This window comes from Paenibacillus brasilensis, assembly GCF_009363115.1.
Lineage (GTDB): Bacteria > Bacillota > Bacilli > Paenibacillales > Paenibacillaceae > Paenibacillus > Paenibacillus brasilensis.
This window is the reverse complement of sequence record NZ_CP045298.1, coordinates 4034506-4050541: the sequence shown is the minus strand read 5'-3', so window position 1 is coordinate 4050541 and position 16036 is coordinate 4034506. Positions and strand designations below refer to the sequence as shown.

Sequence of the window (16036 nt, the reverse complement as noted above, 5' to 3'; positions counted from 1 at the left end):
GCATCGTAACGATCATATGCCATGATCACCTGCCGGACATCTGTTTATTCATTACCCTTCCTATATCGCGATGAAACAAAAGAAAAAAAATGTACAAAACTTCACCGATTTTCGTTATACTTTTTCTATCCTATCAAAATACTTGGTTTAATATTGTATATTTTTTCTTATTTTACCGTGCACAATTTATGGAGGTGACTTCGTTGTCCCAATATCATCCTTTAACGACAGAAGAAGCAATCGAATTCGTGAAGAACATCCCCGGATTTTTTAGTCAGGAAGCCCGTCTGGAATGCCGAGAAATCGGTGACGGTAACCTGAATCTGGTTTTTCATATTACAGATTCTGAATCTGACAAGAGTATCATTGCCAAGCAGGCACTTCCCTATGTGAAAATTGTAGGTGAATCCTGGCCGCTGTCGCTGGATCGTGCTCGCATTGAACGCGAGGCACTTCAACAGGAGCACCAAATTTGCCCTGAATTGGTTCCTGCCGTACTAGGCTATGACGACGCGCTTGCGCTGACCGTGATGGAGGATCTTAGCACATACACAATCATGCGCAAAGGATTAATAGAGGGGAATACCTATCCGCATTTTGCTGATCATATCGGAGAATTTCTGGCACGCACGCTCTTTTTCACTTCCGATTTGGGCATGAATCAGCAGGCTAAAAAAGACCTGGTTAAACGCTTTATTAACCCGGATCTTTGCAAAATAACGGAGGATCTTATTCTGGATGAACCCTATCGATTCTCGGATAATAACAACTACGGTGAGTACATTGAAGACGAAGCGGAGGCACTCCGGACAGATCAGGCCCTTCACCTGGAAGTGGCTTTGCTGCGGGAAAAGTTTCTGACACGGACTGAAGCGCTGTTGCACGGTGATCTTCACACAGGAAGTATTTTTGTCACAACAGAATCTACAAAAGTCATTGATCCCGAATTTGCCTACTACGGACCGATGGGCTTTGATATCGGGGCGGTCATTGCCAACCTGCTATTAAACTACGCAGCCCAGCCCGGCTGGATTTCTGGCGAGAAGGCTGTACAGGAACGCCGTGACTGGCTTTTGCAGACAGCGATTCAGGTATGGGAGCAATTTGAAAGCAGATTCCGCAAGCTATGGGACGAGCATGTCACCGCCCCTATGGCACGTACGACCGGCTATCAGGATTTGTACCTCCAGAAAGTGCTGCAAGATACGGCTGGCTTTGCAGGCTGCAAAGTGATTCGCCGTATCATCAGCCTGTCGCATGTAGCGGATATTGATACAATTGCCGATCCTGACCTTAAGGAAGCCGCCGAACGTCTGGCGTTATCTATTGGTAAAGCCCTGGTTCTCCGCAATCGCGAGCTGCATTCGATTCAGGAACTGGGAGACATTGTTCGGACAGCAACGGCTGCCCCAAATAAAGGAGCATAGTGGATATGAGTAAAAAAAAGGGATCTACCCCAGTAACCTCTGCAAAAGCCGCAGTGTCTGGTCAGGCTCTGTCCTCGCTAGTATGGAAAGGCGACCGGTTATCCATGCTGGATCAGCGTTTGTTGCCCGAGACGATTGTCATGCTGGATTTGTTCACAGCTGAGGAAGTATGGGATGGCATACATGCTATGAAGGTACGCGGTGCACCTGCCATCGGCATGGCTGCTGCCTACGGCGTTGTACTGGGTGCCTCCGCATATGACGGTACAGACGCGGCTGGGTGGCTGGAGCATGTACACGGTGTCTGCGGACATTTGGCTACGTCACGACCTACGGCTGTGAATCTGTTCTGGGCATTGGACCGCATGAAAAAACGAGCCGGGGAGGTCATCGCTGAAGCTGGCGGTGGTCAGGTCGAGGACTGGAATGCCGGGCTGGAGCATGAAGCCGTAGCCATTCAGGCAGAGGATGAGGAAGTATGCCGCCAGATCGGCGTCCATGCTTTACCTTTGTTCGAGGACGGAATGGGCGTCCTCACTCACTGTAATGCAGGCGGATTGGCGACAGCGAAATACGGAACAGCACTCGCGCCTATGTACCTTGCACAGGAGAATGGCATCCATCTGAAAGTATTTGCCGACGAAACCCGCCCCGTGTTGCAAGGTGCGCGCCTGACCGCTTTCGAGCTTCAGCAGGCAGGTATTGACGTAACTCTGCTCTGTGATAATATGGCGGGCATGGTAATGTCCAAAGGATGGGTACAGGCCGTCATTGTCGGCACAGACCGAGTAGCCGCTAACGGCGATGTGGCCAACAAAATCGGCACTTATAGCCTGGCTGTGCTGGCAAAGGCGCATGGCATTCCTTTTTATGTAGCCTCGCCGCTATCTACAATTGATTTGCAGACTGCAACAGGCGCAGATATTCCCATTGAAGAACGTTCTGCGGAGGAGATTACCGAAAGCTTTGGCAAAAGGACGGCCCCGCAGGGCATCAAAGTCTACAACCCGGCTTTCGATATTACCCCTCATGAGTATATTACCGCCATCATTACCGAAAAAGGGATTGTCCAGGCTCCCTTTAGCGACAGTCTAACCGCCTTGTTTGCAGATTGATCTGTTCTTGCAGATCAATCTGCCCGTATGAGGACTGAATTGTTTTATTGATAAAGTGATTTCTCATAGAACAAACCGGAGCCAAGGAGCCCCGGTTTTTCGTTTTTTGCTCCTCTACTTTTGTATGCGGCATGGTGTATAAACTTTATTTAGACTAGTTTCAAAAGTGCTTCGTATCCTGGCATACCTGGCTTAATCCCCAGCTGCTCGGCTTCCGTCGTCACCGATTCCATCGGCGCTTCCAGCAATTCCTTCAGTGTCTTTACCCCCACAGCTCGTGCGGCGAGAATTTTCCGATCTCCCAGCCGCTCATTGAGCAATCCGACATCCAGTGCACCACACATGATGTGAACCCTCAAAAAAGCCTTTTATATCAACAGTTTTTAAGCAACAACTCATTTGAGGTCACAAAAAGGTCACAAAAATCACAACATGATCATCTGCTCAAGCTCATCAGCTACCTCTTGTTGCATACTAGGAAGTACATGACTGTACGTATCCAGCGTGACAGATATCTTACTGTGACCTAATCTCTCTGAAATCACTTTGACATTCATTTTCTTTTCCAACAGCATCGTCGCATGGGTATGTCTCATATCATGGAAACGGATATGCGGAAGCTTGGCACTTATAACATCCTTTTTATAAGCCTTGGACAAATTAGCAGGGAACACTGTTTTACCATTTTTTAAATTGAAAATAACAATATCCATATCGACAAAACCGTCTCCAAACTCTCTTTTCCACTTCACTTTGTAAGCTTCATATAGCCTACGCTGTTCTTCAAGAATCCCAATCAGTTTATTAGGTATAGATATTTTACGTTCCCCGGCGGTGGTTTTAGCTCCAGATTTGATCCGAGTTCCATAATGAGCAAGCGTTTGTCTAATGGTAATTGTCTTTGATTCAAAATCAATATCCTGCCATCTTAACCCTAAAATCTCCCCTTGTCTCATTCCTGCTAATAAAGCGAGTCCATAAACACAATGATAACGATCTTCTTTGGTACATTGGAGAAAATGATTCACTTGTTCCAGCGTCCAAATAGACATTTCTTTTTTTATTCGCTTGGGAAGTGTCACTTTTCGCATGGGATTTTCTTTGATGAAGCCATATTCAATCGCCTTATCAAATACTTTTTTGACCATCGTTGTAATGCGATCTATTGTATTCCTCGCAAAATTCTTCTTGTGCAACTCATTCACGAAATTTTGACATTTCAATAAATCAAAATTTTGCAACTTTATTTTTCCGAATTTAGGCTTAATATGATTTTTGAAATACAACTTGTTATTGTAAAGCGTTGTTTCGCCACATTCATGAACCCGGATGTTATCCAGCCAGTAATCCATAAACTCATTGAGTGTAGTGTTATCTTTCCTGATATATTCTTTATTCTTCACATCATTCTGAAGCTCAATCATCTTATCATTTGCTTCACGTTTTGTCTTAAAGCCTTTTCTGCGGATTTGCCGCCTCTTCCCAGTCTCATCGTAATAACCAAAAACAAAATCCCATTTTTTTGTCTTCTCATTAACAAAAGGTTCTGCCATTTAAAACTCCCTTCTTGTGACAATAAGAAAGGAGGTCAAGCATGTGACTAAAAGTAATCATACCACATGAAAGCCTCCCTTAACCTACTTGTAATCAGCTATAACCGACCTTTCATCCAGTCTTCAAACACATCTTCATGCACCAGATATCTGGTTCCTAATTTTATGGTGTAAAACTGCTTGGATTTAATTAACTCATATGCCTTATCTCGCCCGATTCCCATCTTACGCATAATATCTGTCACACCAATCATAACTCTTCCACTTTCCATCGTTTTAGTCATCACGCTCACCTCAAAATACTCCTATGTATGTTTTAATTTGTCCTATTCCATTCCTTGTTTAACTGCTTCATAAATCTTGCCGTGCTATTTCTCAACTTCTTATGTATAGACTCTAGCTTGTCTTCTTAGCTTCCAAATTTATAGTCCTTCCCTCTTGTGCTAATCGAAACCATATACGCCCTAGAACAACATTTACGCCTGTGTGAAGCCATTCTATGTTATGCTAATTCTGCTGGTCACTCTTTAAATACAACACCTGATTGTAAAATGTTGATTTTATCTGCTGTTCTCTTCTATGGGAGAAGACTAGAGCGCCCAATTGTTGGACGCTTGGATTTCATGCTTATCTGAATGTTTTGTTGTCATGTACGTCTTTTAAGAATAAAGTTACTCCTGAATTTTCATCAGTAACCAAATCATATAGAATTTGTGCAAGATACTTATACTAATTTTAAATTTGGTCTATTCAATTTCATGTCTGTGATATTCCCAAGCTCATCCACTGTACTTGTGAATGATGGCAACGGTTGTCCAACTATATCCTGAACCATATCCAATACATCAAAGCCCTGTTGTTTCATCAATTTAATACATTCATGTATGAGGTATCCTGAAACTGCACTGTCATTCAATAAAACACCATCCGTAGCAGCAAATTCTAGGAACGCAGTTCCGTCAATTACATCCGGCAAATCCTCAATTGCTTCAATCGTTCCTTTATAGTTCACTCTGCTCCAATCGTCCCTATATTTATCCCGATTAAAGGAGAACAGTCCAAGGAACTCATCTTTTGTAAGAGGACACATATCGAAGAAGATTATGTAGTGTTGTAGACTAGGATAATTCTTCTCAAAAGCTTCCTTTAAGCTGGAGTCAATATCGAGCATCATAGCCTTCTTCGACTCAAAATCATTCTTAACCTGTTTGGTTAAAGCGTTTAGATTGTCGCGTACATATGTACAAATAGCCTTTGCTTCGTTTGATGCCTTTCTAAATACTCTTTCATATTGATCAACCTTATTGACCTTATTATTCAGATAAATGATGGCACTTGTCGTTTTTATTTTTGGTATTCTATAAGATACATCTGTCATTAATTCTATGGCTTCCTTGGACGTTCTGATTAAACCAGCCTGTGATACTGCGAACTTTCGATCTGCCTTTAAATCCTCAAAAGCACTAATCATCTGCATCATACAATCATCAATCTCGTTGAGCTTTTGTTTGATTTCAAAGTTTTTGTTCATAGTTTCTCCCTTTATATGTATATATTACTTGCTAGTACTTCCTAGATTATCGAATTATTTTCTACAAAATTTATTCATTAAATCTAAGTAATCATGTTAAATTTAAATCAATTGATCCTTTAATCATCTTCTTTAACTGAACTGTCATGCTTTCTGCCACTTGTTTCCCTTTGTTGCGTAGCATTTGCAATTCCTCATTAATAGAAAAGTCTACCTTTTGCATAACGTCTTCTGTTCTTTCGATAATTTTCAAGAATCATTCATACATTACACCTGCATCGACCTGCATTTTTACAGGGATATTTATTGTACTATTCATTTAATTGCTGCTCCTTCTTATATGTATTATTTTATATAATTCTGGCTTACTTCATAGTGAAAACAATCCAGCACTAGATCAAGCGCATCACCCCTTTCATATCCATTCTGACGCTCTAATCCCGATAGATTTATTTATAAATGATGGGTGTTGTCCTTACCCATACAAATATCTTGTCTATGAAGAAATATCTTAATTTCATGATAGAATATTCAGAGAAAAGGATGCACTAAAGAAAGGCTCTGAGAAGGATTTTTTATTTTACCTTCTCAGCCCATAACTAATCCGCTTTATAGATAATCTGAGGATAACAAGGATTCCCTTTACCATTCGTCGGAACGTCAATACCTAGTCTCTCGGATAACTCTTTATTCAGCTTTTTCTTGACCAATCCGTAAGACTCCAGAAATTCAGCCCGAATGGTTTTTATCATCCCAGCTTTGTATATAGACTGTCCTTTCCAATGTAAATGTAAATTCTCTTGGATTTCTTTTTCTGTCGTCCAGCCCTTTTGTTCAATAAGCGATAAGCCAATCTTAACTAATTCATCTGCTACAGCTACATTGGTTTCAGAGAATTTTTCACCCTTCATCTGAGGATAAACTGTATCTGCTACTTCTTCTCCATGACCTCTGTAAATCATCTCTCGCGTTAATTCCTTTTTTGTGTATCCCTTCTCTTTCCATTCCACAGCTCTCTGCTCAGCAGATCTCCGCACACTGATAGTATAAGAAGGGAACGAATAAAAGTTTTTCTGATACTTATAATGATTCTTTAACTGGAATTCAACTGCTTTCTTCCTCAAACTCTTAGGTAGCTCTTTTGGATTGATCTTATTTAACATTCCTAAATATGTATAAAAATTGATGTCCTTAGCCACTTTATCAACAGAACTTTTACCTAAAGCTACCGTGATACTTTTTAAATCCTTAAAGAAAAGAACGTTTCCTTTATTATCTGTGTAGTTTTCACTTGTAATATTCTGTATTGCTACATTGTGTAGTGCCACCAGATTGGGGACATTCCTCACAATCAGTTTATGTAGATTTGGTTCCAGTTCCTCTAATTCTCGGCTTAACAACAGTGCTATATTGGATTCGAGTTCTCGTTTTTGCTGCTCTCCCCATACAGAAAGCTGATCATCAATCATATAGATTTCTTTAAGTAGTTCTACAACCTGCCCACGCCTGATCTCTATTTGCCTATCTTCAAACATTTTTTCGATACATGTAATGATATTGCCTGAGAACCCACATCCAAAACAATGATACATATAATCCCCAGTGTCTTCTTTAACCTTAATTAAGGCTGAAGGACTGTTGTCATTATGGTACATACAGCAGTGTTTATGATTGACTCCTAGTAAAGTCGAGAAGTCTATTTTATAGAGATACTCATATAAATCATACTGTGATAATGAAATTGCAACAGGTTTAATGACTGATTGTAAGTAGCTAACATCACGATTGATTATGTATTCGATATTATTATCTGTGGTCTGTATTGATTTACCTTGGATACTTGGTAGGCAAAAGGGGGGAATATTATTACTATAAGATAAGATATAATGTAACCCCTTCTTCCCCTCATCTTGTTCCAAAAACTGATCTACGTTTAGTCGATTATCGAAATCAAATCTATATGCATCCGTTCCACCGTAAAATAACCGACTTTCTTCTAAACACTTACTATCTATGTATGGATACAACTGTTTAAATCTCGTGAATATATTCCTAATTATATCTCTGTTGTAGACTACCCTGTCCAACGCAATAACGACTCTGAGTTTAGGATGATCGTCTGTGCAACTAAACGACTTATATAAGAATAAAGCAATATCCTTAAAATGCTCAATCGCTTCATCATACGTCATATGAATATCTTTTATCTTCTTTTTATTGTTCGGTTTCTCCGGTAAAGGATCAAATACTTCGCTTTCATTGTCAAAATCCAAGAAAACCAGTTGTTGGCTACTCCAACACTCTTTAGACTTTCTAATCTTTCCGTTATATGCATGTCCCAAAAAAGCTGGTAGTACCGTCCTACCTTGTTCTATCGCTAGGATTAGCTCCTCGATAGTAAGATCTGTTGGATTCTTCACTATACGATTAACAATCCCACCAGCATCCGTTGGTTTAGATGTGTATGTCTGCTCATCTAGCATTATTTTAAATTTATCTTTCAAAAGTACATACTACTCCCTTCGTTAATTTGTAAACTTAAAAAACGTGTTTGATTTTCAAAGAACAATCGCATAAAGTCTTATTTTCTCGCTAATGATCCACATCTTTAAAGAATGGATCTTCCTTAATTCCCAAGACATGACTTGGAGAAAGTAACTTATATTTATGGAGTAATGCCTCTAATTCTAGAGTAAAAGCGTTCTCTTCTCTATGTCCAAATGCCAGTTTATTCTCGTTATTCAGAATATATACTAGTGTTTGAATAGCAGTAACTTGACTTGAATTCCCTTCAATTTCTATACCTCTGTCAGTAACTTGAAAATAGTTATCTTCCTCAAGAATGTCACAGACTCCTTTCAGTAAATTAAAATGAAAATCAAGAGAAAAATCACTTGAAAACGACTCGTTATATAGAACTCCCTTCAGCCTCAAGAGAAGTTTCTGTATGGCTAGTTCTTCGTACTTTGCTCGGATTTCATGTTCATGTGGATCGAACATCACCATTATTTCATGTTGAATGCCTTCATCATCTTGAACAACATCTGGAATAAGCATTGAGTTTTTTTTAGAGAGTCGATTTAAATATTCTAATTCAATCTGGACTTTCTCCACTTCATTTAATTCTTTATGAAAATACTCCTCATCAATTCCAAACATTTTCGAAAGTGCCTCCAATTTCGACTTAGGAATTGGCCTTTTTTTGCTCAACCATCCCATTATTGTTGGAGAAGATATCCCTAGCTTCTCAGCTAGTTTTTTATATGTACCATTGTAAACTTTGACTATGTGTTCAAGTCCAATCAATTCCACCCCTCCTTTGACTAATCGATTAGGCATTTCCTTTAAACACAATATAACAGATGGCTAATCAATTAGTCAATAGTTTTTTTTACATTCTAAATTACAGTATAAAAAACCTGAATTGTTAGATTTAAACTGAGATTATTTAAACTTTAAGCGCGATGATTCGTTACATCATAATTAATATGAAGCTGACAAATATGCATATATAAAGGAAGCGAAAAATTCGAGTCGCTATTATTTGGGTAAATTGATCCTACTCCATCCGTTTTCACCAATTGACTCAGCCACATCCTTGAATATATATGCATTATGTATAGACTTTTTTAGCCTACCCAAGTACAACAGTTGTCACGGTTTAGAGCATGGTGAGTTATATTTGGCGCACCTTCGTTTCAAGGAAGGTGCATGCAAATACCATCCCCCTTTATTGAGATTGGATAACTATAAAAAAGCTCACTCTCGTTTTATTGTTAAAGGAGTAAGCTTCGTGGATTAATTGTTTTCTGAATCTTCATTCCATAATTTATCAAATTCTTCGTCCGTCAATCCATCCTCTTTTGTATGAGGAGCATAATAATGTCCATTAGGATCAATAAGATATTTAACCTGTGCCTCTGCATCTGAGATCACAATTGTATACTCATCATCTGCTTCAAATATAGTTGGAATGATACTTACCATTACAAGCCAAACTGGAAGATTGGAATCGTCAAACTGATTATAAAATTTTGCAGTACGTTCCTTTGTACCGTCTATTGTTCCAGAAAGGTCATACTTCTCCTTGTAGCTCTCAGCTATTTGCATAGCTTGTTCTGCTGTGAGATGTTTGTTTATCTTTTCACTCATTATTTTCAAAACCTTTCCAGCCCGGTGGAGGCCATTCCCCGTTTCTTAATTTATAGATATATTTTTGCGAAAAGAGAATTTCACCATCATTAAATAGCTCTTTATTTTTCATGATTTCATTATAAACGAATTCTTCTCTCTCAAGAGTGCTTTGTTGTAAATAGTTATCCTTCCCTAGTTCCTTCCACTGCTTGGCATGATATGACTCATGAATTGCACTCAAATTTGTCGGTTCTTTTCTCAAAACTATTTCTCCCGTAGCTGGATTAAAACCAGCCGCAGCACTTTCAGGCAAAATTTTATCTTTCTTATCAATCAAAACCTTTATATCTAGTGCATCCATTTCTTTTTTTAAATGACTTCATTTCACTAACATTCATAATTCTGTGTCCAGTTGGCGTTACCTTCCTCTGACCACTTACAGGCATCTCTTCCCACGATTTCAAATCTAATTCATGCCCTTTGGGAAATGGTCTTATCTCACCATTAAACTTTATTGTATTACCAATCCCAAGTTTGGGTTTGATTACTGAACTGACTCCTCCAAATAATCCGGCTGTACCGATCATATTAGCCCAGTGTTTCTTTGACCAGGCATTGGTGGGATTGAATGCCCCCTGAATCATACCTGTTACTCCAAATGTACCGAAATTGAGCATGTCATTCCATGAATCGTTTTGTTTGGCTGCCCGTTCCATGTAACCTTCATACATACCCTTGGGAATACTGTAGGTCATATAATCAAGGAAGCTCCAGACTGAATCGAATTTTTTCTCATAGCGTACTGAATTAGCGTCTACAAAATCCTGACCTAGCTCAGTTAAGCTATCTACTGATTTCTGAAACGCATTCCGTGTATCTGGAGCAGGAACAGCACATGAATTAGGTGGAGGTGGTAAACAACTTGCGTCAATATTACCTGCTTCCATTAGATCAGCTAATCTAAATTTATCCGCATGATGACGCAATTCTTTTGCAATAGAATCTGTCAGGGTAACAAAGTCAGCCATATTCTTCTGAGAGGTCTGGAAGGAATAGTAAAAATGTTCTTTAGTCAGTCCTTCCCACAATTGCCCCATAGATGAAATTTGTTGTACTAAATTACTATTCATTTGAGTTACCGTTTGTTGTGCAAGGTCAAATTGCTTGGATACAGACATAAGCTGTTCTGGTGTCACTTTAATGGTTGTCATAATATACCTCTGTTTGAGTTCGTTATGACATAATAACACTATTCAAATTTATGGAAAACCATCTTAATTCCTAATTGTTATAAGAAGAATTAACCTTTCTACCTACATCTAAAGACTTAAAACGTGCCATGATAATTCTCAACCATATCATAAATTGTTTAAGTGGACATAGTTACGACAATCAATAATAAAATAATTTATATTTTTTCCCTTTACTAACTAAAGTTTCGTAATTTGAATAAGCTTGAACGTCTGCAGATTCTTTAAATTGCTCAAATAATCTTATACACCTAATAAAAAAAGCTTCTTTATTAATAGCTATTGATTTAGATAAAACGTCTAACAAATATTTAAATCCAATTGAGTATCTACCTCTATTTAAGTAATATTTAGCTAATTCATATTTAAAACGCGTAGATTGTTCTGGTACTACTTGATGAGTATACATATCAGCAGATGGTTGCTGTTGGGTAATAAAATTAATCTCCGTTTCAAAACGCCGAAGTATGTTATCTACATCAATCTGATATCGGTTAGCAGCAAGCATTACGTTCATCAACTTAGCAACCATTTCCTTTTCCGACTTATCAGGTGAAGTACAAATATATTCAACATAATCCAGAAGCCCACTTGTATCCCCAGACAAAAGCTTAAATACGTAAGTATTACCTTCTGCCCAATGTTGAAACAAACCGATCCAGTGGCGGGTATCCTCGTCCGTCTCTTTGACCCAATCTAAATTAGCGTAGGCGTATGTAAATTGTAGAGCTTGTTGATAATCGCCTTGGGCTTCACATACACCTGCACACAACATGTCGGCATAGGTAATGTACACAAACATGGGACGACTCAGCTTATTTGCAGCCTCATTATGCTCTCGCTTCTTCTGTTGATGTTTCATCAAATATTGAACTTTCGCCTTCTCCTTCATTTTTCTTGCCATTTCCTCTACCTTGTCCCATTTACGCAAAGACCTGTATACGTTAGCCAAGTCCTTCAATGCGTCAAGCTGGTCTATTTCATCTAGGCGCTCAACAAAAGCTTCAAATATCGAAGCTGCCCTGACATTTCGGTTTTGATCGTCACCAACCTGAATTGTGAACAAACGATACTGGCAGATGGCTAGGCGTTCAGAGTGCTGATACTTTTCCGTTTCAGCTACACCCTCATAGAGCAGCAGAGCAGCATCATGTCGCCCCTGTGCGAATAAGGTTTCCGCTATTTCAAATAGTTTGGGTGAATAGAGTAGATTGTCCATAATATGTCCAACCATTCGATGAATCGCATCCAGCTTGTCCAACTCCGCACAACGATACAATAATGGCTCGATTCGTCTCATATTCGGGGAACGTTCGATGATATAATTTTCAATATATAGTTCGTAAAAGTAGCCTTCGGGAAGACCCATAGCCAAAGTGATTCGATCAAGCTGCTCCACGGAAACAGGACGATGCTGAGTAATCCAATTACTAAGAGTTCTTTGATGAACACCTGAATATTCCGCAAATTGACCCAACGTCATGTTATTTTGTTTCAGATAATCTTCAAACTCTGCCGAAATCGTAGGTGTATGCTTCATGCCATAACACACCCCTTATCAGGAACTTGTAGGATATCAACTTATAAAAAGAAAACTATTGCAATCATATGATAGAATAACCTTTCCGTAATTTATCATACCATCTTTTGGCATAAAATCATATACCTTTCATATATGTGATTTAGATACCTTTTGGGATAGTTTGCGATGATTTCTCTTTAGCCCCTTAGTGAACTTGGACACTAAGAGTGTATATGGATTACACTACTAGTGATAAGGGGCTGAGAAAATGACACGAAATAAACATTCTAGAGAATTTAAACGCCAAATCGTCAAGGAAGCCATCGAAACCGGGAATAAGGCAGCTGTAGCCCGGAGATATGAAATTGCCGTCAATATGCTTCACCGTTGGGTAAAGGAATTTGAAGAAGGTAAATATGGTGAAACTTCACTGGAAACCATACATGGACTAGATTCCAAAGTGCTTTCCCAAGAAAATGATCAATTGAAGAAACTACTGGGTGAACAGGCACTAGAGATTGCGATACTGCGTGACTTGATAAAAAAGAAAAACCCTCATTTGCTGAAAAAGTGGAAGTAGCAGAACACTACATTTGTGAAGGATATGCCGTCACGCTTGTGCTACGACTGGCCAACATCCCGAGATCTAGTTACTACTACCATAAAAATAGAAAATTGATCGAGAAAACAGCAAGTGGGGGACGACAAAAGCCAGGATATTCGCTGCGTTCGGACGGCGTAAAAGTACCGGATGCTCAGATTATGGAACGGATTATGGAGTTGATTTCTGCAGACGGCCATGCGTATGGATACCGAAAATTAACCGTCGCTTTACGCCGAGATGATGGCCTAATTATTAACAAAAAGAAGGTTTACCGATTGTGCAGAGAATTGAACATCCTGCGACCACAGCGAAAAGTGAACTCATCTTACCCACGGAAACTGGCACGAAATCGGATGATTACGAATTCGAACCAACTGTTTGAGACGGACATTAAGTACGGTTATATTGCAGGAGAAGACCGATTTTTCTTCATTCAGTCTTGCCTCGATGTTTGCGACCGTTCTGTGGTTGCTTACCATATAGGATTGCGGTGCGAGGCCAAAGGTGTGATCCGAACGTTACAAACGGCCTTGTTTAAGAGACAATTATTTGAGGTGCAAACCAAACCTGTGATTCGTTCAGACAATGGCCCTCAGTTTATTTCTCATGGGTTTTCTGCCTGTAAAAGCTTTGGAGTGGAGCATGAACGCATTCCTCCACGAACACCGAATATGAACGCACATATTGAATCTTTTCATAGGTTATTGCAGGATGAATGCTTGGCTCGCTACGACTTTGAAACGTACAGCGAAGCTTATGAAGCCGTCACTGAATTCATTCATTTTTATAATGAACGAAGAATTCATTCCAGCATTTGCGATTTGTCGCCGTCTCAGTTTTATGAGAAAAACCAGACAAAACCGATTCCGATCCGAGAAGTTCGTGTATAATTTCAAAAACGAAGTCTGGATGAGCAAGAGAGAGTTAGTGTCCAAACTTAGGGGGTTAATCCGATATAACTAATCTAATGACCCCTGCATGAAGAAAGGGTGTATTCGATTTATACACCCTTTAATCCAAATTATCACTACCCTATAAAAACAACTGCTTCCTTACGCTGAAACGCGCTAGGCAATTTTTCTATGAGTGTTGTTACTCGTTCAACGAGCTTACTTTTGTGATCCTCTCCTAAATTTCTTTCTGCCCAATTCTGAAGTTGTCGAAGCTCAGATAAAATAATAGGTAGGTCTTCCTCTTCAACATCAACTCCTGTTGAAAATAAATCTATCCATTGTAATCCTAAAGATTCGATAGCTGGTTGCCAACATTCATTAAAAAATGATTCTGACGCAACGGGAAGAAAAAAACTTTTTTCAAACTCATTTTGTGGTTCGAGTATCATAACGCTAACTGACATTTATTTTCCTCCTCCAAACTGGACACTAAATTTATAATCTGGAAACTCCTTTTTAAGCTGATTTAGGCTGTTCTCGGCAGCTTTTCTCAATTCAGGTGTATCACCATCTAATCTAAATACAAATTCCCGAATATCTTTAATACTATCGAGATGTGGGATATCAGATGAACTATTTTTTGTTGCTCTTGTAGTAAATGCATTATTTTCTAGTTCATTAATTCGATTTCGAGTCTTCTTTAATAATTGTTTATCCGTAAATTCTTGGGGCGTTTGAGCAGGTAAACCTGTCTTAGGATTTACTTTATCTAATCCTTTCGCAGATTTATCTTCATAGAATATTTTCTTTTTCAAATCAATTTCATCGAATTCTCCTATTGATTCACCTTTTTTATTGACAATCTCCACTTCTTTTGGATTTTTTATCGTAGAAGGCGATTGACTTGTCACTTCATGATGTACGGGGGAACTTGAAGGCTTTGAATTTTTACCTCCACCTTCTCCCTTCGCCATCTGCCACAATTCTGCTGAGCTTTTCCCTATTCCGCTTGCGCCTTTAACTGCGGTTGTACCTCCATGCGCTGCTAAAGCCGCTGAGCCTATCAATCCAGGTATTCCGATTATACTACCAACTCCAGTAGATGAAACAGCAACTGATAATCCTTCTCCACCTGTTCCAACGATTACCTCACCAGCACCCTGCAAGGTCGTAGCTACGTGGCCGAGAATTTCACCTACTTTAGCAGCCATAGGATGCTCATAGTCACGATCTTTGTCAGGCAACATCCCCAAGGTTAAATCTTCCTGAATGGCTCCTTTTGCTCCCTGAGCAGTATCCCATAAAATTTCACCTTGAAGCTTGCTAGCTTCCATCTGAGCTTCAGCCTTGGTTATCTCAGTTTGTCCGATTTGTTCAAAGATTTTATGTAACCAACCTTCACCGCTTGGTGCCGTTTTAACAGGCACACCATTCCCCGGCACATCCAGTACGACTTTTTCTCCATCTACCTGTGTGAAATTTTTTGAAATAAAAATGAGTTCTTGTGCAACCGTAGAAAGTCGTTCAAGCGTCACGCCCATGGATTGTCTAGAGACCTGAAAATCTTGGAAAAACCTCTCTCGGGTAGCACCAGACCAACCTTGTTGGACAAAATCAATTCTTCCATTCAGTAAATTCAACATACGTTCCATTTCGTGTTTACCATGCAAGAACTGGTCAGCCACTTCCACAAGCTTGTCAGGCGGAACCAATATTCTCCCCATTTGATCACGTCCATTTTAATTTAGATGGAAATTATCTTATCAGAAGGAGATGTTTAGGGATATCCACCTATTATCCTGAAATTCCCTTTTTAATTATGTGACAATTGGACTGAGATAAAATAGAGATTACTACGACTAAAGTAGTGTATATCGCTGTTAAGTGATGCCTAAGTTAGAGTATAGCAATCCTTGCTTTCAAATTTTGATCCTAAACCATATCCTGCAACTCAGGAATAAGAGTTGGGAGTTTTTTGTAGTTGTGTAACTGCTGTTTCGTGATGCC

The 16036-nt window shown here is 39.3% G+C and carries 13 protein-coding genes and 2 pseudogenes; 4 read left to right on the top strand and 11 right to left on the bottom strand.

Annotated features, from left to right (window positions below):
* Positions 1-203: 203 nt before the first annotated feature.
* Both mtnK and mtnA read left to right on the top strand, forming a co-directional pair.
* Positions 204-1427, top strand: a complete 1224-nt coding sequence (mtnK, locus tag GCU48_RS19250; RefSeq protein WP_152381126.1) for an S-methyl-5-thioribose kinase — start codon at positions 204-206, stop codon at positions 1425-1427.
* Positions 1428-1432: 5 nt separating this feature from the next.
* The gene (gene mtnA / locus GCU48_RS19245) at positions 1433-2542 is read left to right on the top strand and encodes an S-methyl-5-thioribose-1-phosphate isomerase (protein ID WP_152381125.1); all 1110 of its coding nucleotides are present in this window, start codon (positions 1433-1435) and stop codon (positions 2540-2542) included.
* 149 nt (positions 2543-2691) lie between these two features.
* On the opposite strand, the pseudogene GCU48_RS19240 reads toward mtnA, so the two are convergent.
* From GCU48_RS19240 to GCU48_RS19200, 9 genes and pseudogenes are all read right to left on the bottom strand, one after another.
* Positions 2692-2898, bottom strand: a pseudogene (locus tag GCU48_RS19240) (YunC family protein); the annotation flags it as partial.
* A 69-nt stretch (positions 2899-2967) separates the two neighbouring features.
* On the bottom strand, positions 2968-4095 hold the full coding sequence (locus GCU48_RS19235; RefSeq protein WP_152381124.1) for a site-specific integrase: 1128 nt from the start codon (positions 4093-4095) through the stop codon (positions 2968-2970).
* 98 nt (positions 4096-4193) lie between these two features.
* Entirely contained in the window at positions 4194-4379 is a 186-nt protein-coding gene (locus GCU48_RS19230; RefSeq protein ID WP_013309546.1) for a helix-turn-helix domain-containing protein, read from the bottom strand.
* A 440-nt stretch (positions 4380-4819) separates the two neighbouring features.
* Positions 4820-5626, bottom strand: coding sequence for a hypothetical protein (locus GCU48_RS19225; protein ID WP_152381123.1), 807 nt, complete (start codon positions 5624-5626; stop codon positions 4820-4822).
* Between the two features lie 599 nt (positions 5627-6225).
* Positions 6226-8130 carry a CHC2 zinc finger domain-containing protein gene (locus GCU48_RS19220; RefSeq protein WP_152381122.1) on the bottom strand — a complete coding sequence of 635 codons (1905 nt, stop codon included), beginning with the start codon at positions 8128-8130 and terminating at the stop codon, positions 6226-6228.
* An 88-nt stretch (positions 8131-8218) separates the two neighbouring features.
* Positions 8219-8932, bottom strand: a complete 714-nt coding sequence (locus GCU48_RS19215; protein ID WP_167518729.1) for a helix-turn-helix domain-containing protein — start codon at positions 8930-8932, stop codon at positions 8219-8221.
* Between the two features lie 492 nt (positions 8933-9424).
* Entirely contained in the window at positions 9425-9778 is a 354-nt protein-coding gene (locus tag GCU48_RS19210; RefSeq protein WP_152381120.1) for a hypothetical protein, read from the bottom strand.
* Positions 9771-10971, bottom strand: a pseudogene (locus GCU48_RS19205) (WXG100 family type VII secretion target). Before GCU48_RS19205 ends, GCU48_RS19210 begins: the two are co-directional and overlap by 8 nt.
* A 181-nt stretch (positions 10972-11152) precedes the next feature.
* The gene (locus GCU48_RS19200; RefSeq protein ID WP_152381119.1) at positions 11153-12550 is read right to left on the bottom strand and encodes a helix-turn-helix domain-containing protein; all 1398 of its coding nucleotides are present in this window, start codon (positions 12548-12550) and stop codon (positions 11153-11155) included.
* Between the two features lie 250 nt (positions 12551-12800).
* Between GCU48_RS19200 and GCU48_RS19195 the strand changes: the two genes are divergently transcribed.
* Together GCU48_RS19195 and GCU48_RS19190 are read left to right on the top strand one after the other, a co-directional pair.
* Positions 12801-13112 (top strand): transposase, encoded by a 312-nt coding sequence (locus GCU48_RS19195; protein ID WP_152378781.1) that lies wholly within the window; start codon positions 12801-12803, stop codon positions 13110-13112.
* Between the two features lie 38 nt (positions 13113-13150).
* Positions 13151-14026 carry an IS3 family transposase gene (locus GCU48_RS19190; RefSeq protein WP_208811869.1) on the top strand — a complete coding sequence of 292 codons (876 nt, stop codon included), beginning with the start codon at positions 13151-13153 and terminating at the stop codon, positions 14024-14026.
* Between the two features lie 137 nt (positions 14027-14163).
* On the opposite strand, the gene GCU48_RS19185 is transcribed toward GCU48_RS19190, so the two are convergent.
* A complete protein-coding gene (locus tag GCU48_RS19185; protein WP_152381117.1) occupies positions 14164-14493 on the bottom strand; it encodes a hypothetical protein in 330 nt (109 codons plus the stop codon).
* A complete protein-coding gene (locus tag GCU48_RS19180; protein WP_152381116.1) occupies positions 14494-15753 on the bottom strand; it encodes a WXG100 family type VII secretion target in 1260 nt (419 codons plus the stop codon).
* Between the last annotated feature and the right edge of the window lie 283 nt (positions 15754-16036).